The sequence below is a fragment of the Shinella sp. genome (genome assembly GCF_052438155.1).
Lineage (GTDB): Bacteria > Pseudomonadota > Alphaproteobacteria > Rhizobiales > Rhizobiaceae > Shinella.
The window spans coordinates 1-18224 of the sequence record NZ_JBQVPI010000010.1 but is presented as its reverse complement, the minus strand read 5'-3'; the positions used below and the strand labels follow the sequence as shown (position 1 = coordinate 18224).

Genomic DNA, 18224 nt, shown 5'->3' with positions numbered 1-18224 from the left:
CTACACTTCTGCCATGAGCTTCTTTTCGGACACTGATTCGCCCAGCAACCTTGCCGAATATTCGGTGTCGGAACTCTCCGGCTCCATCAAGCGCACCGTCGAACAGGCCTTTGACCAGGTGCGCGTGCGCGGCGAGATTTCCGGCTATCGCGGGCCGCATTCCTCCGGCCACGCCTATTTCTCGCTGAAGGACGACCGGGCGCGCATCGACGCGGTGATCTGGAAGGGCAGTTTTTCAAAGCTGCGTTTCAAGCCGGAAGAGGGCATGGAGGTGATCGCCACCGGCAAGATCACCACCTTCCCGGGCTCGTCGAAATACCAGATTGTCATCGAAACCCTGGAGCCGGCCGGGGCAGGGGCGCTGATGGCGCTGCTCGAGGAGCGCCGGCGCAAGCTTGCCGCCGAAGGACTGTTCGACCAGGAGCGAAAGAAGCCGCTGCCCTTCCTGCCGAAGGTGATCGGCGTCGTCACCTCGCCGACCGGCGCGGTCATCCGCGATATTCTGCACCGTATCGCCGATCGCTTTCCGGTGCATGTCATCGTCTGGCCGGTCAAGGTGCAGGGTGACGGCTCTGGGCAGGAGGTGGCCGCGGCGATCGAGGGGTTTAACGTCTTCGAGCCCGGCGGGCCGATGCCACGGCCTGATGTGCTGATCGTTGCGCGCGGCGGCGGCAGCCTCGAAGACCTCTGGAGTTTCAACGACGAGATCGTCGTGCGGGCCGCGGCCGCGTCAAAAATCCCGCTCATCTCCGCCGTCGGCCACGAGACGGACTGGACGCTGATCGATCACGCCGCCGATCGGCGCGCACCGACGCCGACGGGGGCGGCGGAAATGGCCGTGCCGGTGAAGGCCGATCTCGACGCGGAGGCCGCCTCGCTCGGCGCGCGGCTCAGCGGCGCCGTGCTGCGCCAGATGGACAACCGCCGCCAAGGGGTTCGCGCGCTCGCCCGCGCGCTTCCGTCGCTCGACCAGCTTCTCGCCCTGCCGCGTCGCCGTTTCGATGAAGCGGCCGCCGGCCTCGGCCGCGGCTTGCAGATGAACACGGTGAACAAGCGCCGCGCCTTCGAGCGTACGGCGGCGCATCTGAGGCCCGACGTGCTTCTCACCCGCATTGCCGAGCGCCGCCAGCGTGTCGCCGATCGCGTGCAACGGGCCGAACGCATCGTCGAGCGCCGGCTCGACCAGTTCCGCGCCCGGCTTTCGGCCTTCGATGTCTCGCTGCGGGCGACGCCGGCGCGTATCGCTGCCTACATCGGGCGGGCGCGCGATCGGCTTACCGGCCTTGCGCTGCGCGGTGAAAGTGCGCTTGCCGGCGACCTCGCCCGCCGCCGCGCGCTGCTTCAGGCGCAGGACCGGATGCTGCAATCACTGTCCTATCGTAACGTGCTGAAGCGCGGTTATGCGCTGGTGCGCGACGAGGAAGGCGCGCCGGTGAATGGGGCAGCCAACCTCGGCCCCGGCCGTGCGATCGCCATCGAGTTCGCCGATGGCACGGTGGATGCCGTCACCGGCTCGGGTGGCGGGACGCCGCGCAGGAAGGCGAAGGCAGATGCGGAGGCGGAAAAACCCGCAGCCCGCCAAGGCTCGCTGTTCTGAGGCCGCCATGCGCATCCTGCTCGTACTCGCCCATCCGCTGGAGGAAAGTTTTGCCGCAAGCGTCGCCGAGACGGTGCGGCAGAAGCTGACGGCGAACGGGCATACGGTCGATCTGCTCGATCTCTACCGCGAAGGCTTCGATCCACGTCTGACGCCCGACGAACGGGCGCGCTATTTTGAGCCGGCTTACGATCCATCTTCCGTCGAACCCTTCATCTCCCGGCTGAAGCAGGCGGACGGGCTGGTGCTGGTCTTTCCGCAATGGTGGTTCAATTTCCCGGCCATCCTGAAAGGCTTCTTCGACCGGGTCTTTGCGCCCGGCGTTGCTTTCGAGAACGACCCGGCCGGTGGGCGCATCCAGCCGCGGCTCGGCAATATCCACCTGTTCTGGGCTTTCACCACCACCGGCTCGCCCTGGTGGGTGGTCAATCTCTATATGGGAAACCCGGTGAAGCGGCTTTTGAAGCGCGGCATCGCCGCCTTCTGCGCCAAGGGGCTCGATTTCAGGCTCACCAATCTCTACGACATGGACCGGGTGAGCGCGGAAAAGCGCAAGGCGCACATCGCGCGGGTCGAAAAACTGGTCGACCGGATCTGACTATTCGAAGTCGACGAGAAATTTTCGAAGCAGGCCATCCAGTGCCGCGCGCTCGTCCGCGCTGAGGTTTTCCAGCAGCCGGTGCTGGTTGGCGACATGCGATGTCACGGCCTCGTCCACCAGTGCAAAACCCTTCGGCGTCAGCGCGATGATGACGCTGCGGCGGTCGTCCGGATTGTGCGAGCGCTCGATAAGGCCAGCCTTTTCCAGTTGATCGAGCCGGTTGGTCATCGTTCCGGAACTGACCATCGTCGTCGCGATGAGATCGCCCGGCGATAGCCGGTAGGGCGGGCCGGAGCGGCGCAGCGTCGCCAGCACGTCGAAGCTCGCCGAATTCAGCCCGTGACCGGCGAGCGCCTTTTCGATCTCGCGGGCAAGATGCGTGCGCAGCCGCGCCAGGCGGCCGAGCAGGCCCATCGGCTCGACATCGAGGTCGGGCCGTTCGCGGTTCCATTGGGCGAGAATTCTATCGACGTGATCCATGCTCCGACTTAACGAAGAGATTCTCTTGACGTCAAGATAAAATGAGATATCTTGAATTCAAGATTCTTTGAGTGGAGATAATTATGTCCCGCGCCACCGATGTCCTTCTCACCGCCGCCGCGCCCGCCGTCTGGGGCAGCACCTATATCGTCACGACCGAGCTGCTGCCGGCAGGCTATCCGCTGACCGTCGCCATGCTGCGCGCACTTCCCGCGGGGCTGCTCCTGCTGCTCCTCGTCCGGCAATTGCCGCAGGGCATCTGGTGGGGCCGGACCTTTCTGCTCGGCGCACTGAACTTCTCGTTCTTCTGGGCGATGCTGTTCGTCTCGGCCTATCGCCTGCCGGGCGGTGTGGCGGCGACGGTCGGCGCCATCCAGCCGCTGATTGTGCTGGGTCTGTCCCGCGCGGTGATGGGAACGACGGTGCAGCCGCTGTCGATCGTCGCCGGACTTGCCGGTATCGGAGGCGTCGCCCTCCTCGTGCTGACGCCGTCCGCCAGCCTCGACCCGATCGGCATCGCCGCCGGTCTTGCCGGCGCGGTCTCGATGGCGTTCGGCACGGTGCTCTCGCGCCACTGGCAGCCGCCGGTGCCGCCGCTCACCTTCACCGCCTGGCAGTTGACGGCGGGCGGCCTGCTGCTCGTGCCCGTCGCGCTGTTCTTCGAACCGGCCCTGCCGGTGCCGACGACACAGAACCTCATCGGCTTCCTCTATCTCGGCCTGATCGGCGCAGCGCTCACCTACATCGTCTGGTTCCGTGGCCTCGCGAAGCTCGGTCCGGCGGCGATCTCGCCGCTCGGTTTCCTCAGCCCGCTCGTCGCCGTCGTGCTCGGCTGGGCGATGCTCGGGCAGGATTTGAGCTGGCTACAGATCGCGGGCATGGTCGTCGTGCTGGCGAGCGTCTGGCTCAGCCAGTGGGCGCAGGCATCGCGGCCGGCGCCGGTCAGCTCCCGCTCTGCGCCGCCTTTCGCCGCGCCGCGGTCAGGCCGTTGAAGATGGCGTGCTCGATATTGGCTTCCATCATGGCGGAAAGGCCGGCGGCCGTGGTGCCGCGGTACTCCATGAAGAGCTCCACGATGTCGGCCGGCGTGTCGGAAATCCGCGCCATCTGCGTGGCGGCACCGAGAAAGAGCTGGCGAACCGCGAGGTCCGCCGTATCGGGGTCGATGCCGGCCTCGACGGCATGGCGGATCATGACATCCGCCACAAGTGCCGGGAACGCGGCGCCCGATCCGGTCAGCGCGGTGAAGTAGTCGAGGTCCTGCTCGTTGGTGATGAGATGCGCCCGGCCCGACGCAGAGAAGAAGCGTTGTGCGAAATCCGTTTCCGATCGGCGCACGTCGTCCGTCGCAAACCACGGCGTGAACGAGAGGCGCTGCTCGGCGCAGGCATTGGGCATCGCCCGCACGATGCGACGGGCGCCATAACGCTCGCCGATTTCCTCGACCGTCACCCCCGCCATGACCGAGATGACGAAGCGCCCACGAAGATCGAGTTCTATGGCGTCGAGATCCTCCGGCCGGACGGAGAAGAAGATGACGTCGGAGGCGTCGACAAGAATCGCATTGTCCGTCGTCATATGCACGCTCGGCCAGGATTCGAAACCGGAGATCTGGCCGGAGCGCGAGGAAAGAACAAGGTCGGCGGGCCGGATGACGCGGTCGGCAAGTGCCGGCCGGAGCAGCGCCCCGGCCAACCATCCGCCGCCACCGATCACGCCGAGATTGGTCATGCCCACTCGCCGGCGCGCATGACGGGCGTGCGGCTACCGTCATTGCGGATGCCGTCGACATCAACCTTGTCGGAGCCGATCATCCAGTCGATGTGGATGAGGCTTTCATTGCCGCCCTGAGTGCGGATCTGCTCCGGCGTCAGGCTCGCGCCGTCGAGGAAGCACTTGGAATAGCACTGGCCGAGCGCGATGTGGCAGGAGGCGTTCTCGTCGAACAGCGTGTTGTAGAACAGGATGCCGCTCGCCGAGATCGGCGAGGAATGCGGCACCAGCGCCACTTCGCCGAGCCGGCGCGCGCCCTCGTCCGTATCCAGCACCTTGTTCAGCACCGCTTCGCCCTTCGACGCCTTCGCCTCGACGATGCGGCCGCCCTCGAAGCGCACCTGGATATCGTCGATCAGCGTGCCCTGGTGGGAAAGCGGCTTGGTCGACGAGACGTGGCCTTCGACGCGCAGCGCGTGCGGCGTGGTGAAGACTTCCTCCGTCGGGATGTTCGGATTGCAGGTGATGCCGTTCTTGGCGGTGGATGCACCGCCGTGCCATTCGTGGCCGTCGGCGAGGCCCACCGTCAGGTCCGTGCCCGGTCCTCTGAAGTGAAGGGCTGCAAAGCGTTCGCCATTGAGCCACGCGGAACGCTTGGCAAGAGCCGCGTTGTGCTCCTTCCAGGCGGCGACCGGGTCGGCAACGTCGACGCGCGAGGCGGCGAAGATGGCGTTGGCGAGTTTTTCGACCGCCACGTCTTCCGGATCGTTCGGAAAGACCTGCTTGGCCCAGGACGGGTTCGGATAGGAGATGATGTTCCAGTTGATGTCGAAATTGGCGATCTTTTCCAGCGCCGGCTTGTAGGCGGTGGAATTGGCCTTGTTGGCGCGGGCGACCTTGGTGGGGTCTTCGGCCGACAGCAGCATCGGGTTGTCGCCGGCAATGGCGAGACGTGCCGCGCCGTTGGCATAGGCCTTGGCCATGCCTTCGTAGAGCCAGTCGCTTGCGCGATCGAAACTCTCGTCCGGCGCGTGGTGGTAACGGGCAAGCGTCGCCTCTTCGTCGGCATAGAAGGTGCTGACGAGGCCGGCGCCGGCCATATAGGCGTGTTTGGTGATCAGGCGGGCGAGTGGCAGTGCAGCAATCGGCGCCGTCATCACGAGATCCTGCCCCCTCTGGAGCTGCAGGCCGATGCGCACGGCGACTTCGGCGAGCTTGTCGAGTTTTGCCGCATCGACGGCAGGGGCGGAATTGGCGGGATAGATCATGGCATGCCTGTCTGTTTCTGAAAGGGACGGAAGAAACTTAGTGTGCTTGTTGCCGGATGAGAAGGCGCAATCAGGCGATGACCGGCGCCGAAATCGCTTTCAGCGCGACAAGCACGTCGCCGGGCGCCAGCCGGACCTGAAGTCCACGCTGCCCGCCATTCATGTAAACCGCCGCGTGTACCAGCGCCGCCTCCTCGATTGCCGTGGGGACCTGCTTCTTCTGGCCGAACGGGCTGATGCCGCCGACGACATAACCCGTCAGCCGCTCGGCATCGGCCGGCTTCATCATGCTCGCCGACTTGCCCTTGAAGGCGCTTGCCAGCTTCTTCATGCTGACCTCGCAGTCTGACGGGACGATGACACAGACCGGCTTGCCATCCACCTCCGCCATCAGCGTCTTCAGCACGCGCGACGGGTCTTCCCCCAGCGCCTCGGCCGCCTGCATGCCGACGCGCTCGGCATTCGGATCGTAGTCGTAGGTATGGGCGGTGAAGGAAATACCGGCCTTGGCTAGGGCCTGGGTGGCGCGGGTGGTCTTTGACATGGCGGGCCGTCATCGAAGCGAGGATATCGGTCCGCATGGGTGCCGGAGGGCAGGGCGGGTGTCAATGCACCCCGTTTCTCTGCGCATGTTGAGGGCAGGCCGTTTTGGAAACTCCCCTTCTCCCCCACGGGGAGAAGGTGCCGGCAGGCGGATGAGGGGGATGTCGCAGGCAGAAATTCCAAGAGGTACCGTTCGTCGGCCCCCTCATCCGACCCTTCGGGCCACCTTCTCCCCGTGGGGGAGAAGGGGAATTTCTGCGGCGCCTTATCCAATCGCAGGAGAGGCGCTTGCGCTTTCTTCCGTCTATCGAGCCAGAGGCCGTCAAGCCCGCTCCAGCGCCACCGCAATGCCCTGGCCGACGCCGATGCACATGGTGGAGAGCGAGCGCTTCTTGCCGTTGAGCTGCAATTCCAGCGCCGCCGTGCCGGTGATGCGGGCGCCTGACATGCCGAGCGGATGGCCGAGCGCGATGGCGCCGCCGTTCGGGTTGACGTGATCGGCATCGTCGGCAATGCCGAGTTCGCGCAGCGTCGCGAGGCCCTGGGAGGCGAAGGCCTCGTTCAATTCGATGACATCGAAGTCGGACGGTTTCAGGCCGAGCCGTGCGCAGAGGCGCTGCGTGGCATAGACCGGGCCGATGCCCATGATACGCGGCGGAACGCCGGCCATGGCACCGCCCAAAATGCGGGCGATCGGCGTCAGGCCGTATTTCTTGATGGCCGCTTCCGAGGCGATGATCAGGGCTGCCGCTCCATCATTGACGCCGGAGGCATTGCCGGCGGTTACGGTACCGCCTTCTTTCTTGAAGGGCGTGCCGAGCTTGGCGAGCGCTTCCAGCGTGGTTGCGCGCGGATGCTCATCCGTCTCGACGACAATGGGGTCGCCCTTCCTCTGCGGGATGGTGACGGGCGTGATTTCCTTGGCCAGGCGGCCGTTTGCCTGCGCCTCAGCGGCTTTCGCCTGCGAGCGCACGGCGAAGGCGTCCTGGTCCGCGCGCGACACCTTGAAGTCCTCGGCGACGTTCTCGCCGGTCTCCGGCATGGAATCGACGCCGTACTGTTTTTTCATCAGGGGGTTGATAAAGCGCCAGCCGATAGTCGTGTCGTAGATTTCCGCATTGCGCGAAAAGGCGCTGTCCGCCTTGGGCAGCACGAAGGGCGCGCGGCTCATGCTTTCGACACCGCCGGCAACGACCAGTTCCGCCTCGCCGGCCTTGATGGCGCGGGCGGCGGCGATGACGGCATCCATGCCGGAACCGCAGAGCCGGTTGATCGTGGTGCCGGAGACAGAAACGGGCAAGCCGGCCAGCAGCGAGGACATGCGCGCGACGTTGCGGTTGTCCTCGCCGGCCTGGTTGGCGCAGCCGAAGATGACGTCGTCGACGGCTTCCCAGTCGATGCCGGTGTTTTTCGCCATCAGCGCCTTCAGCGGGATGGCGCCGAGATCATCGGCGCGCACGGCGGAAAGCGAGCCGCCGAAGCGGCCGATGGGCGTGCGGATATAGTCGCAGATATAGGCGTCAGACATGGCTTTTCCTTTCATGCAATTCCAGCAAAAGTGCGCAGCGGTTTTGCGTGCGGAACTGCGTAAACAACGTTCTAGAGTTCCGGCACGACGAGATCGGCAACGGGGCCGTCGACATGGAGTTTTGCGCCTGTCATAGCCTGCAATTCCTCGATCGTCATACCGGCCAGTTTTTCACGCAGCACGAAGCGGCCACCGGATACGTCGATCACCGCATGGCTGGTATAGATGCGGGTGATGCAGCCGACACCGGTGAGCGGGAAGGTGCAGGCTTCGACGAGCTTCGGCTCGCCGTTCTTGGTGACATGCTCGGTGATGACGACGACCTGCTTGGCGCCGTGCACGAGGTCCATTGCCCCACCCACTGCCGGCACGCCCTTGGAGCCGACACGCCAGTTGGCGAGGTCACCGTTCTCCGCCACCTGATAGGCGCCGAGGATGGCGACGTCGAGATGGCCGCCGCGCACCATGGCAAAACTGTCGGCATGGTGGAAGAAGGCGGAGCCAGGCTTCAGCGTGACGGCCTTCTTGCCGGCATTGATCAGGTCCCAGTCCTCCTCGCCGGCCGGCGGCGCCTCGCCGAAATCCAGGATGCCGTTTTCCGTATGGAAGATCGCTTCGCGGCCTTCCGGCTGGTAGCGGGCGACCATTTCGGGAAAGCCGATGCCGAGATTGACATAGGCGCCGTCCTCGATGTCCTGCGCCGCGCGCCAGGCGATCTGCGCGTTGGAGAGTTTTATGTCTTCGCGTGTATCGATTTCGCTCGTAACGGGGCTCATGCGTAAACCACTCCTGCGCGGATGAGATCTTCTTCCTGCCTGGGCGCGGAAACTTCCACGACGCCATCGACGAAGATGCCGGGGGTGATGACCTGTTCCGGGTCGATGCCGCCCGGCTTCACCAGTTTCGAGACCTGCACGATGGTCTTTGCCGCGGCCATGCACATCAGCGGGCTGAAGTTGCGGGCGGCCTTGTTGTAGGTGAGGTTGCCGTGCGTGTCGCCGACATGCGCCTTGATCAGCGCGACATCCGCCTTCAGCCAGCGTTCCTGCACATACATGCGGCCGTCGAATTCGGCGGTGGGCTTGCCCTTCGCCAGCTCCGTGCCAAAGCTCGTCGGCGTGTAGAAGGCCGGAATGCCGGCGCCGCCGGCGCGGATGCGCTCGGCGAGCGTGCCCTGCGGCACCAGTTCCAGCTCGATCTTGCCGGCGAGATAGCTGTCGGTGAAGGCGCGTGGATCGCTCGAGCGCGGGAACGAGCAGATCATCTTGCGGATCAGCCCCGCATCGATCATCGCCGCAATGCCGATGCGGCCGTTGCCGGCATTGTTGTTGATGACGGTGAGGTCCCTGGCACCCGTATCGATGAGCGCGTGGATCAGCTCGATCGGGGCGCCTGAACCGCCGAAGCCGCCGATCATCACCGTCGCGCCATCACCGATACCCGCCACGGCCTCCGCCAGACTTCCGATGGTCTTGTCCATGCAAAATCTCCCGTTGTGGCCCTAGAGGTAAATCCGAAGTGGGAAACGGGCAATCCACTTTGTGCGATAATTGACTTTTGTTCAATTATCGCACAAAGTGGATACGACCAAGGCGATGGGGAAACATACGCTTCGCCCTCCACCGTTATCCTCGGCCTTGAGCCGAGGTTCCATGCCGGCAACCGAAGCCTGGATGCTCGGGTCAAGCCCGAGCATGACGAAGGAGAGGTATTAAGCGGATGAAACAGGCAAGCCAGCGTTCTGGAGGGACACATGCGGGAAACGGATTTCATCGGCGGGTTTGCCAAGGGCCTGAAGGTCATCGAAGCCTTCGACGAGGCAAAGCCGCGGCTCACCATCAGCGACGTCTCGAAGGAAACCGGTCTCGACCGGGCGACGGCGCGGCGCTGCCTGCTGACGCTCGCCGAACTTGGCTATGCGGCCTATGACGGAAAGTTCTTCCAGCTGACGCCCAAAATCCTGCGGCTCGGCCATGCCTACCTGTCGGCCACACCGCTGCCGCGGCTGGTGCAGCCCTATCTCGACCAGCTTTCGGACAAGGTCGGGCAAAGCGCCTCCGCCTCCGTGCTCGACGGAACGGAAATCGTCTATGTGGCACGGGCGGCGCAGAAACGGGTCATGTCGATCAACCTCACGCCCGGCTCGCGTCTGCCGGCCTACTGCGCCTCGATGGGACGGGTACTGCTTGCCGCCCTTCCAGACGCGGAGGCGCGCGCCATTCTGGAGGCATCGGACCGCAGGGCGAACACGCCCTTCACCAAGACCGATCCCGACGTGCTGATGGAAGAGTTCGCCCGCGTGCGCCGGCAGGGGTTTGCGGTGATCGACCAGGAGCTGGAAATCGGCCTCTGCTCCATCGCGTTGCCGCTGGAAAATGCCCGCGGCCGGGTGGTGGCGGCGCTCAATATCGGCGCACCGGCGGCCCATGCGGCGGCAGGCGAGATGGTCGAGCGCTACCTGCCGGCGATGCGCGAGGTGCAGGCGGCACTCCGGCAGGTGCTGGCCTGAGCCGACCTTGACAGACGACAGGCGGCGATCCCACCTATTGCACTGCAGCAGGAGACCGCCATGCGCGACGACGACAGCAAGCTTACCCGCACGAAACGCCAATGGGCGGACCAGGGAAAATTCCTGACAGGCCGCATGTCGAGGCCGGAAACCGACCGCCTGCCGCCCGGCCAGCACCTGGTCAAGAACTGGCCGGTGCTCGATCTCGGCCAGCAACCGGTGATCCGTCCGGAAAGTTGGCGGCTCGACGTGAAGGGTGGCGCGGAAAACCCGATGTCCTTTGGCTGGGCGGATTTTCTGGCGCTGCCGCAAAGCCAAAAGCTGTCCGACATTCATTGCGTGACGACCTGGTCGCGCTACGACAACCGCTGGGAGGGCGTTGCCACCCGCGATCTGCTCGATCTCGTCATGCCGCGGTCGCAAGCGAATTTCGTCATGCTGACGAGCTATGACGGCTATACGACGAACCTGCCGCTGGCCGATTTCGCCGTCGAGGACGCCATTCTCGCCACCCATTGGGAAGGCCAGCCGCTGACGGCCGAGCATGGCGGCCCGATGCGCCTCGTCGTGCCGCATCTGTATTTCTGGAAGAGCGCCAAGTGGCTGACGCGCATCGATTTCCTGCCCGGCGACCAGGCCGGCTTCTGGGAGCGCAATGGTTATCACATGCGCGGCGATCCCTGGATGGAAGAGCGTTACGCCGACGACTGAGCGGCGAGCCGCGCCCGTTCGGCGAGCCGCCAGGCGCGCGGCGTCTCGCCGGTCTCGCGCAGGAAGAAACGTGAGAAATACGCCGGATCGGCAAAGCCGAGGCGCAGGCCGATCTCCTGCGCCGGCCTTTCGGTGAAGACGAGCTCGCGCTTCGCCTCGTCGACCAGTTTTCGGCCGATATAGGCGTGCGCCGTCAGGCCCGTCGCGGCCTTGACGATGCGGTTGAGATGCGTCGACGACACACCAAGCTGCTGGGCGTAGAAATTCGCTGGCTTCTGGCTGCGGAAATGCTGCTGGATCAGGCCGTTGAGATGCTCCATGCGGCGCACCGTCTCGCCGATGCCCTCGGTCGGATTGTCGCAGGCCCACAGCCGCGCCGTCAGCGTCAGCGTCGAAACGAGATAGGCCTCCATCAGATCCGTGCGCCCGCTGCGCCGGCTCGCCCACTCTGCTGCCAGCCGCTCCAGCGTCGCGATCAGGAAGGCGCCGTCCGGATCGGCGGCGTCGAGCGCGGTGACGCGCGGTTCCGCGGCAAAACGCGCCGCCTCGCCGGCAAGCCGCCCGTGTGAGGCGAGCATGGTGAAGACATAGCCGTCGATATCGGGAGAAAAGCGGAACCCGTGGTTGACGGCCGGCGGCACGGAGACGATGGCCGGCGGGCGCAATGTCAGCCGCCTGGCCCCGAACAGCGCATCGCCCGATCCGGCGGAAATGTACAGGATCTGGAAAAAACTCTCGTGCCGGTGCAGGCCGATTTCGTAGCGATGCAGGCTGCTGCGCGACGGGATCGTTTCGCAGTGCAACCAGAAATCCGGCGGATTTCCCGTTCTTTCGCCGTAGAGATCATAGGTCGGAACGGGCCTGTTCATGTCGGTGCCGCCGGTTTGCAATGTTTGATTTGTACAAGTCGAGGGCTGATCCGTCCATTGCCCGGAACCACCCATCTCGCCGACACTTTGCGAAATGCCAGTTTCGGAGGACAGCATGCGCGTTCAGGTCGTCATCATCGGTTCGGGGCCGTCGGGTCTGCTGCTTGGCCAGCTGCTCGGCAATGCCGGCATCGAGACCGTCATCCTCGACCGATCGAGTCGCGTGCACATCCTCGGCCGCGTGCGGGCCGGCGTGCTGGAGGAGGGCACGGTGGGTCTGATGGACAGGGCGGGCGTCGGCGCGCGCATGCATGCCGAGGGCCTGCCGCATGACGGCTTTTCGCTCGCCTTCGATGGCCGCGATCATCGCATCGACCTCTTCGATCTCACCGGCGGAAAACGCGTGATGGTCTATGGCCAGACCGAGCTGACACGTGACCTCATGGAGCAGCGCCAAGCCGACAGCCGGCTAACGATCTTCGAGGCTGCAAACGTGACGCCGCACGGCTTCGATGGCGCAACACCCTATGTCACTTACGACAAGGACGGTGTGACGCACCGCATCGACTGCGATTTCATCGCCGGCTGCGACGGCTTTCACGGCGCAAGCCGCAAGGCGGTGCCGGATGGCGCGATCCGCACCTTCGAAAAGATCTATCCCTTCGGTTGGCTTGGCCTTCTCTGCGAGGTGCCGCCGGTCAGCGACGAACTGATCTACGCCAACCATCCGCGCGGTTTCGCGCTCTGTTCCATGCGCTCGCCGACCCGCAGCCGCTACTATATCCAGTGCGCGCTGGACGAAAAGATCGAGGACTGGTCCGACGAGCGCTTCTGGGACGAGCTGCGCCGCCGGCTTCCCGCCCACCATGCGCAGGCGATGGTGACCGGGCCGAGCTTCGAGAAGTCGATAGCACCGCTGCGCTCCTTCGTCGCCGAGCCGATGCGCTTCGGCCGGCTGTTCCTCGTCGGCGATGCCGCCCATATCGTGCCGCCGACCGGGGCCAAGGGGCTCAACCTGGCGGCAAGCGACGTGCATTACCTGTTCTCCGGCCTGCTGGAGCACTATCAGGACCGCTCGAATGGCGGGCTCGACGGCTATTCGGCAAAGGCGCTCGCCCGTGTCTGGAAGGCGGTGCGTTTCTCCTGGTGGATGACGAGCATGCTGCACCGGTTTCCGCAGACCAACGATTTCGACCAGAAGATCCAGGAAGCCGAACTCGACTATCTTACCCATTCCCGCGCCGCGGAAACGGTGCTGGCGGAAAACTACGTCGGCCTGCCCTACTGACGGCGGGCCCAGGCGGCGATCGAATCAATCATCGTCGCGTGATGCTCCGGTGCTTCGGCCAACGCCGCGAGTTCCCACAGGCGATGCACGCCGGTCAGCAGATGGATGCGGGCACGGTTGAGCGTGCGACCCGTGATGCGCTCGTAGCCATCGGCGATCCGTGCGGTCAGGTCCGGGCTGATGAAGTTGGAATAGATGAAATCCTGGTGCAGCGGCCCGAAGCCGGAATCGGCGAAGTCATAGATGCCGTTGAGGTGTCCGGCGACATGATCGAAGGCCATGTTCCAGCCGTGGCCATCGAAGAAACCGTAGGTCTCGCCATGGGGATCGGGCGGCAGGGCACGCCAGCCGGCAAGGGTGTCCTCCGCGAAGACATGCAGGTCCCGCGGCAGAAGCGGCAGGGCCTTGGCCGCAATCGTATCGGCATCAAGCCAATGCTCGATGGGCCTGGCACCGGCAGTGGCCATGGTGGCGCGGTCGAGCGCGTGCAACTCGGCATAGAAGCGGGCGAGATTCGTGCCCAGCGCCTGCCGCGCCGGCTCCGACAGGGCCTCGTAATGTACCGTTTCCAGATGCTCCCCGGGGACGATCCGGTGTTCGGAGAAGAGGGGCGTCCCCTCGTGCAGGCGAAGGTTGGGGACCGTCATGGTGACGTGCGGGCGCACAGCGGCGAGGATCGACGCCTCGCGCCGCAACGCGCTTTCCGCCTGTTCTCCCTGCGGGAACTTGAAGACGAGGCGTCCATCGACCTCGAAAGCCTTTGAATGCCACCCGCCGGGCAGCGGCCGGATGCGCGCATCGGCGAGGTCGGGGGCGGCGTGGGCGATGATGGCGCGGTATGAATCGAGTTCGGACATGCGCAAAAACTACCCGCCCTGCGGAGCCGGTTCAACGGGGCGCTTGCCCTGCGGGCTGTCCGTCTTAAACTGGCGCAGGGTTGTTTGCCCATGGAGGGGGATATGGTCGCTGTTGCGGTAGAATTGCGCAATGTCGAAGGAACCGAAGCCGCAATGGGTTGGGCAGGCGGCCACACGATCGTCGTCGACCGCCCGGAAGGCAAGGCCGGCGGCGCGGGGCTCGGCTTCAACGGCGCTCAGCTGCTTGCGTTGGCGCTCGGCGGCTGCTTTTGCAACGATCTGCGATACGCATCCCACGAGATCGGCGTGCCGCTCGGGCGTATCGCGGTTACCGTGACAGTCGAACTTGGCGGCACGCCTCTCGTTGCAATGTCGGCGGCGATGCGCGTGGATTGCGAGACGCTGGATGGGTCGGACCCGCGGCCTGTCATCGAGAAGGCGAAGGCCGTCTGTACCGTCGCGCATTCGCTGCGAAACGGCCTGCCGGTATCCATCGACGGCTGATCAATGTCCCTGCGACACCGCCCCGGCCACTTCGCGGATCGTCTGCATGAGGATGGCGAGCGGCATGGAGGGCACGGCGTCGGTGCGCATGGTGAGGCCGACCGGGCCTTTCGTGCCGCTGGTATCGATTGGCAAGGCGGCCAGCTTGCCCTCCGCGATGTCGGCCGCGACGACCCCTTCGGAGATGATCCAGATCGCATCGCTTTCGCGCACGAAGGCGCGGCCGAAGGCGTCGGAGACGGTCTCGATCTGGTTCGGCAGCCCGGCAATGCCGTTGGTGATCAGGAAGCTCTCGACAAAGGGGCGGATGATCGAGGCGCGGGTCGGCATCAGCACCGGATAGGCGTCCAGTCCAGCGAAGATCGCGTTGCCGCTAGACAGCAGCGGGTGGCCGGCGCGCACGCAAAAAACCACCTGTTCGGAATAGAGATGCTCGAAGGAAAACCCCGTCATTTTTTCCGGTGCCGTCAAACGGCCGACGACGAGGTCCAGATCGCCGACGCGCAGCTGTTCGAGCAACACGGCATTTTCGCCGGTGACGATCTTGATCCGCGCGCCTGTCCCCTCGGCGAGGAAAAGCCGCATCGCCTTCGGCATGATGCGCGTCGAGACGGTCGGTAGTGCCCCGATGCGGATCGGTGTCGCGTCGCCAGACAGCGCCTGCGAGACGGAATCGAAGCCTTGTCGCAGCGCCGTCAGCGCAGCACCTGCATGTTTGAGGAAAACCTCGCCGTAGCGGGTGATTTTTATGCCGCGGCCGTCGCGCTCGAAGACCGCGACGCCCAGAACCTCCTCCAGCTCGCGGATCGTCTTGGTCACAGCAGGCTGGCTGACATGCAGAAGGTCCGCCGCCTTCATCACGCTCTTCTGGCGCGCCACCTCGACAAAGGTTTGCAGATGACGGAACTTGATACGGCTGTCGATCATGGCTTTCATAACCCTGAAGTTAACGAAATGGCATGAAATATCATTTTACATAACCAGATCAAGCGATCAATCTGGAAAGACGGGAGGAGAAAGCCGTGCAATTCGCAACCGTCAACGACGTCATCCTGCATCACCAGCTGATCGGCGGCCCGGCCGGGCGGCCGGTGATCGTCTTTTCCAATTCGCTCGGCACCGATTTCCGCATCTGGCGCGACGTCGTGGTCCGGCTTGCCGGTGATTTCCCGATCGTCACCTATGACAAGCGCGGCCACGGCCTGTCCGATCTCGGCCAGGTGCCCTATTCGATCGACGATCATGTGCTCGATCTCGCCGCCCTGCTCGATCGGCTCGACGTCAGGAAAGCCATCATCTGCGGCCTCTCGGTCGGCGGCATGATCGCGCAGGGGCTTGCAGCCAAGCGGCCGGATCTCGTGAAGGCGCTCATCCTCTGCGACACGGCGCACAAGATCGGCACGGCCGAGATGTGGAACGCCCGCATCGAAAGCGTCGAGACGAAGGGCATCGAAAGCCTGGCCGATTCTGTCATGGAGCGCTGGTTCACGCCGGCCTTCCGCCGCCCGGAAAATGCCGCCTATCACGGCTACCGCACCATGCTGACCCGCCAGTCCGCGGTCGGCTATGCCGCGACCTGTGCCGCCCTGCGCGATGCCGACCTCACCCAGTCCACCAAGAACATTTCCGTGCCGACGCTGTGCGTCGTCGGCGACCAGGACGGCTCGACACCGCCGGATGTCGTGCTGTCGATGGCCAAGCTCATTGCCGGCGCGCGCTACGAGGTCATCAAGGATGCCGGGCATATTCCCTGCGTCGAGCAGCCGGAAATCCTCACCGAGATGATCCGCGCCTTCATCGCCACCCTACCTGCCGGAGACGAGCCCCATGGCTGATGCCCATACCTTTTCCGATCGCTATCGCCAGGGCATGGTTACCCGTCGCGCGGTGCTCGGCGACAACCATGTCGACCGCGCCTCCTCCGCCGCGACGGACTTCGACCAGCCGTTTCAGGAGCTGATCACGGAAGGCGCCTGGGGCACGGTCTGGTCGCGGCCGGGCTGGACGAAGCGCGAGCGCTCCATGGTGACGATCGCGCTGCTCGCCGCACTCGGCCATGACGAGGAGGTGGCGATGCATGTGCGCGCCACGGTCAACACCGGGGCGAGCCGCGACGACATCGCCGAGGCGCTGCTGCATGTGGCGATCTATGCCGGCGTGCCGGCCGCCAACCGGGCGATCAAGGTCGCCAAGCAGGTCTTCGAACAGTTGGACGCGGAAAAGGCGGCTTGAGGCAGAGATGACGGACCTTTCCAATCGCAAGCCCGAAACGGGCGCCTTCTTCTCGCGGGATCGGCTGTGGCATCCGCCCGGTCTCACCCCCGGTTACAAGACCTCCGTGCTGCGCTCGCCGCAGAAGGCGCTGCTGTCGCTCGACGGCACGGTGTCGGAAATCACCGGGCCGGTCTTCGGCCATTCGATCCTCGGCGAACTGGACAACGACCTGATCCACAATTTCGCGAAAGCCGGCGAAAGCGCCATCGGCGAGCGCATCATCGTGCATGGTCGGGTGCTCGACGAGCGGGCGCGGCCGGTGGCCGGCGCGCTGCTGGAGTTCTGGCAGGCCAATGCCGGCGGGCGCTACCGCCACAAGAAGGAAAGCTATCTCGCACCGCTCGACCCGAATTTCGGTGGCTGCGGCCGCACCATCACCGATGCGGACGGCTACTATGCTTTCCGCACCATCAAGCCCGGCCCCTATCCCTGGCCGAACGGCGTCAACGACTGGCGCCCGGCGCATATCCACTTCTCCGTCTTCGGCCATGGATTTGCCCAGCGGCTGATCACGCAGATGTATTTCGAAGGCGACCCGATGATCTGGAAATGTCCCATCGTGCAGACGATCCCGGACAAGGCGGCAATCGAGCAACTGGTCGCGGCGCTCGACTGGGGCAACACGATCCCGATGGATGCGCGCGCCTACAAGTTCGACATCGTGCTGCGCGGCCGCCGCTCGACGCTCTTTGAAAACCGCATGGAGGGCAACTGATGGTCCAGCCGCTCGGGTATCTCAAGGAAAGCGCCTCGCAGACGGCGGGGCCTTACGTCCATATCGGCCTGACGCCCAATTTCTCCGGCATCGGCGGCGTCTACGGGAGCGATCTCGGCGCCACCATGGTGAACGACAAGACGCTCGGCCGGCGCATCACCATCACCGGTCGCGTGCTCGACGGCACCGGCACGCCGCTGAAGGATGCGTTGCTCGAAATCTGGCAGGCGGATGCCGCAGGCCTCTACAACAGCCCGTCGGAACTGCGCGGCAGCGCCGATCCGAATTTTGCCGGCTGGGGCCGCTGTGCGACCGACGGCGTGACGGGGGAATACCGTTTCGAGACGATCAAGCCCGGCCGCGTGCCGTTCAAGGACGGCCGTCCGATGGCGCCGCACATTTCGGTCTGGATCGTCGCGCGCGGCATCAATCTCGGCCTCAATACGCGCCTGTATTTTGGCGACGAGGAGGCGGCCAATGCCGAAGACCCGGTACTGGCCCGCATCGAGCACCGCGTGCGCGTGCCGACCTTGATCGCCGTGGCGGATGGGGACGAGTACCGCTTCGACATCCATCTGCAGGGCGAGAAGGAAACGGTGTTCTTCGATATTTGAGGCAGCGTTTGCGCGGCAATCGCCTATAATGTGTTTTCCGCCGGGGCGTGGATCGTCGGGTCGAGCCCGAGGATGACGAAAGAAGGGAAGCCTGGGCATATCGAACGGTGCTGCAGGCCGCGCCGCCCAGGAATCCGGCAAACTATCCTCCCC

Annotated in this window: 21 protein-coding genes; 11 read left to right on the top strand and 10 right to left on the bottom strand. The window is 64.9% G+C overall.

Features of this window, described 5'->3' with window-relative positions; genetic code table 11:
• Positions 1 to 13: 13 nt before the first annotated feature.
• On the top strand, positions 14 to 1597 hold the full coding sequence (gene xseA, locus ACT6VE_RS18650; protein ID WP_444800020.1) for an exodeoxyribonuclease VII large subunit: 1584 nt from the start codon (positions 14 to 16) through the stop codon (positions 1595 to 1597).
• Between the two features lie 7 nt (positions 1598 to 1604).
• Complete coding sequence (locus tag ACT6VE_RS18645) at positions 1605 to 2195, top strand: NAD(P)H-dependent oxidoreductase (RefSeq protein WP_444800019.1); 591 nt, start codon at positions 1605 to 1607, stop codon at positions 2193 to 2195.
• On the opposite strand, the gene ACT6VE_RS18640 is transcribed toward ACT6VE_RS18645, so the two are convergent.
• Complete coding sequence (locus ACT6VE_RS18640; RefSeq protein WP_444800018.1) at positions 2196 to 2678, bottom strand: MarR family winged helix-turn-helix transcriptional regulator; 483 nt, start codon at positions 2676 to 2678, stop codon at positions 2196 to 2198.
• An 83-nt stretch (positions 2679 to 2761) separates the two neighbouring features.
• Between ACT6VE_RS18640 and ACT6VE_RS18635 the strand changes: the two genes are divergently transcribed.
• Positions 2762 to 3670, top strand: a complete 909-nt coding sequence (locus tag ACT6VE_RS18635) for an EamA family transporter (protein WP_444800017.1) — start codon at positions 2762 to 2764, stop codon at positions 3668 to 3670.
• Here the strand turns inward: ACT6VE_RS18635 and ACT6VE_RS18630 are convergent.
• From ACT6VE_RS18630 to ACT6VE_RS18605, 6 genes are all read right to left on the bottom strand, one after another.
• Positions 3621 to 4409 (bottom strand): pyrroline-5-carboxylate reductase family protein, encoded by a 789-nt coding sequence (locus tag ACT6VE_RS18630; RefSeq protein WP_444800016.1) that lies wholly within the window; start codon positions 4407 to 4409, stop codon positions 3621 to 3623. The two genes, ACT6VE_RS18635 and ACT6VE_RS18630, sit on opposite strands and share 50 nt — an antisense overlap.
• Positions 4406 to 5659 (bottom strand): aminopeptidase, encoded by a 1254-nt coding sequence (locus ACT6VE_RS18625; RefSeq protein ID WP_444800015.1) that lies wholly within the window; start codon positions 5657 to 5659, stop codon positions 4406 to 4408. The genes ACT6VE_RS18630 and ACT6VE_RS18625 overlap by 4 nt, the downstream gene beginning before the upstream one ends.
• 70 nt (positions 5660 to 5729) lie before the next feature.
• Positions 5730 to 6203: a Cys-tRNA(Pro) deacylase gene (gene ybaK / locus ACT6VE_RS18620; RefSeq protein WP_444800014.1), complete on the bottom strand. Its 474-nt coding sequence runs from the start codon at positions 6201 to 6203 to the stop codon at positions 5730 to 5732.
• A 321-nt stretch (positions 6204 to 6524) separates the two neighbouring features.
• The gene (gene pcaF, locus ACT6VE_RS18615) at positions 6525 to 7730 is read right to left on the bottom strand and encodes a 3-oxoadipyl-CoA thiolase (RefSeq protein ID WP_444800013.1); all 1206 of its coding nucleotides are present in this window, start codon (positions 7728 to 7730) and stop codon (positions 6525 to 6527) included.
• A 71-nt stretch (positions 7731 to 7801) separates the two neighbouring features.
• The gene (locus ACT6VE_RS18610) at positions 7802 to 8506 is read right to left on the bottom strand and encodes a CoA transferase subunit B (protein ID WP_069060303.1); all 705 of its coding nucleotides are present in this window, start codon (positions 8504 to 8506) and stop codon (positions 7802 to 7804) included.
• Entirely contained in the window at positions 8503 to 9210 is a 708-nt protein-coding gene (locus ACT6VE_RS18605) for a 3-oxoacid CoA-transferase subunit A (RefSeq protein WP_444800012.1), read from the bottom strand. Before ACT6VE_RS18605 ends, ACT6VE_RS18610 begins: the two co-directional genes overlap by 4 nt.
• Before the next feature lie 273 nt (positions 9211 to 9483).
• Between ACT6VE_RS18605 and ACT6VE_RS18600 the strand changes: the two genes are divergently transcribed.
• Both ACT6VE_RS18600 and ACT6VE_RS18595 read left to right on the top strand, forming a co-directional pair.
• Entirely contained in the window at positions 9484 to 10239 is a 756-nt protein-coding gene (locus ACT6VE_RS18600) for an IclR family transcriptional regulator (protein WP_444800011.1), read from the top strand.
• 60 nt (positions 10240 to 10299) lie between these two features.
• Positions 10300 to 10950, top strand: a complete 651-nt coding sequence (locus ACT6VE_RS18595) for a sulfite oxidase-like oxidoreductase (RefSeq protein ID WP_444800010.1) — start codon at positions 10300 to 10302, stop codon at positions 10948 to 10950.
• Here ACT6VE_RS18595 and ACT6VE_RS18590 read toward each other — a convergent pair.
• The gene (locus tag ACT6VE_RS18590; protein ID WP_444800009.1) at positions 10935 to 11819 is read right to left on the bottom strand and encodes a helix-turn-helix domain-containing protein; all 885 of its coding nucleotides are present in this window, start codon (positions 11817 to 11819) and stop codon (positions 10935 to 10937) included. The genes ACT6VE_RS18595 and ACT6VE_RS18590 overlap by 16 nt on opposite strands.
• A gap of 115 nt (positions 11820 to 11934) precedes the next feature.
• On the opposite strand from ACT6VE_RS18590, the gene pobA reads away from it, so the two are divergent.
• Entirely contained in the window at positions 11935 to 13107 is a 1173-nt protein-coding gene (gene pobA, locus ACT6VE_RS18585; protein WP_444800008.1) for a 4-hydroxybenzoate 3-monooxygenase, read from the top strand.
• On the opposite strand, the gene ACT6VE_RS18580 is transcribed toward pobA, so the two are convergent.
• A complete protein-coding gene (locus tag ACT6VE_RS18580) occupies positions 13101 to 13964 on the bottom strand; it encodes a phosphotransferase family protein (RefSeq protein WP_444800007.1) in 864 nt (287 codons plus the stop codon). The genes pobA and ACT6VE_RS18580 overlap by 7 nt on opposite strands.
• Positions 13965 to 14066: 102 nt before the next feature.
• Between ACT6VE_RS18580 and ACT6VE_RS18575 the strand changes: the two genes are divergently transcribed.
• Entirely contained in the window at positions 14067 to 14468 is a 402-nt protein-coding gene (locus ACT6VE_RS18575) for an OsmC family protein (protein ID WP_444800006.1), read from the top strand.
• Here the strand turns inward: ACT6VE_RS18575 and pcaQ are convergent, their stop codons facing one another.
• The gene (gene pcaQ / locus ACT6VE_RS18570; RefSeq protein ID WP_444800005.1) at positions 14469 to 15395 is read right to left on the bottom strand and encodes a pca operon transcription factor PcaQ; all 927 of its coding nucleotides are present in this window, start codon (positions 15393 to 15395) and stop codon (positions 14469 to 14471) included. It lies immediately after the preceding gene.
• Between the two features lie 95 nt (positions 15396 to 15490).
• Between pcaQ and pcaD the strand changes: the two genes are divergently transcribed.
• From pcaD to pcaG, 4 genes are read left to right on the top strand one after another with little or no spacing between them, the layout of a single operon-like run.
• A complete protein-coding gene (pcaD, locus tag ACT6VE_RS18565) occupies positions 15491 to 16303 on the top strand; it encodes a 3-oxoadipate enol-lactonase (protein ID WP_444800004.1) in 813 nt (270 codons plus the stop codon).
• The gene (gene pcaC, locus ACT6VE_RS18560) at positions 16296 to 16700 is read left to right on the top strand and encodes a 4-carboxymuconolactone decarboxylase (RefSeq protein WP_069060293.1); all 405 of its coding nucleotides are present in this window, start codon (positions 16296 to 16298) and stop codon (positions 16698 to 16700) included. Before pcaD ends, pcaC begins: the two co-directional genes overlap by 8 nt.
• A 7-nt stretch (positions 16701 to 16707) precedes the next feature.
• Positions 16708 to 17457, top strand: a complete 750-nt coding sequence (gene pcaH / locus ACT6VE_RS18555; RefSeq protein ID WP_261003806.1) for a protocatechuate 3,4-dioxygenase subunit beta — start codon at positions 16708 to 16710, stop codon at positions 17455 to 17457.
• Positions 17457 to 18071, top strand: coding sequence for a protocatechuate 3,4-dioxygenase subunit alpha (gene pcaG, locus ACT6VE_RS18550; RefSeq protein ID WP_444800003.1), 615 nt, complete (start codon positions 17457 to 17459; stop codon positions 18069 to 18071). The genes pcaH and pcaG overlap by 1 nt, the downstream gene beginning before the upstream one ends.
• Positions 18072 to 18224 lie beyond the last annotated feature (153 nt).

Coding starts and splice junctions, on each gene's coding strand:
- xseA (WP_444800020.1), top strand. CDS start 14: ATGAGCTTCTTTTCGGACACTGATTCGCCCAGCAACCTTGCCGAATAT.
- ACT6VE_RS18645 (WP_444800019.1), top strand. CDS start 1,605: ATGCGCATCCTGCTCGTACTCGCCCATCCGCTGGAGGAAAGTTTTGCC.
- ACT6VE_RS18640 (WP_444800018.1), bottom strand. CDS start 2,678: ATGGATCACGTCGATAGAATTCTCGCCCAATGGAACCGCGAACGGCCC.
- ACT6VE_RS18635 (WP_444800017.1), top strand. CDS start 2,762: ATGTCCCGCGCCACCGATGTCCTTCTCACCGCCGCCGCGCCCGCCGTC.
- ACT6VE_RS18630 (WP_444800016.1), bottom strand. CDS start 4,409: ATGACCAATCTCGGCGTGATCGGTGGCGGCGGATGGTTGGCCGGGGCG.
- ACT6VE_RS18625 (WP_444800015.1), bottom strand. CDS start 5,659: ATGATCTATCCCGCCAATTCCGCCCCTGCCGTCGATGCGGCAAAACTC.
- ybaK (WP_444800014.1), bottom strand. CDS start 6,203: ATGTCAAAGACCACCCGCGCCACCCAGGCCCTAGCCAAGGCCGGTATT.
- pcaF (WP_444800013.1), bottom strand. CDS start 7,730: ATGTCTGACGCCTATATCTGCGACTATATCCGCACGCCCATCGGCCGC.
- ACT6VE_RS18610 (WP_069060303.1), bottom strand. CDS start 8,506: ATGAGCCCCGTTACGAGCGAAATCGATACACGCGAAGACATAAAACTC.
- ACT6VE_RS18605 (WP_444800012.1), bottom strand. CDS start 9,210: ATGGACAAGACCATCGGAAGTCTGGCGGAGGCCGTGGCGGGTATCGGT.
- ACT6VE_RS18600 (WP_444800011.1), top strand. CDS start 9,484: ATGCGGGAAACGGATTTCATCGGCGGGTTTGCCAAGGGCCTGAAGGTC.
- ACT6VE_RS18595 (WP_444800010.1), top strand. CDS start 10,300: ATGCGCGACGACGACAGCAAGCTTACCCGCACGAAACGCCAATGGGCG.
- ACT6VE_RS18590 (WP_444800009.1), bottom strand. CDS start 11,819: ATGAACAGGCCCGTTCCGACCTATGATCTCTACGGCGAAAGAACGGGA.
- pobA (WP_444800008.1), top strand. CDS start 11,935: ATGCGCGTTCAGGTCGTCATCATCGGTTCGGGGCCGTCGGGTCTGCTG.
- ACT6VE_RS18580 (WP_444800007.1), bottom strand. CDS start 13,964: ATGTCCGAACTCGATTCATACCGCGCCATCATCGCCCACGCCGCCCCC.
- ACT6VE_RS18575 (WP_444800006.1), top strand. CDS start 14,067: ATGGTCGCTGTTGCGGTAGAATTGCGCAATGTCGAAGGAACCGAAGCC.
- pcaQ (WP_444800005.1), bottom strand. CDS start 15,395: ATGATCGACAGCCGTATCAAGTTCCGTCATCTGCAAACCTTTGTCGAG.
- pcaC (WP_069060293.1), top strand. CDS start 16,296: ATGGCTGATGCCCATACCTTTTCCGATCGCTATCGCCAGGGCATGGTT.
- pcaH (WP_261003806.1), top strand. CDS start 16,708: ATGACGGACCTTTCCAATCGCAAGCCCGAAACGGGCGCCTTCTTCTCG.
- pcaG (WP_444800003.1), top strand. CDS start 17,457: ATGGTCCAGCCGCTCGGGTATCTCAAGGAAAGCGCCTCGCAGACGGCG.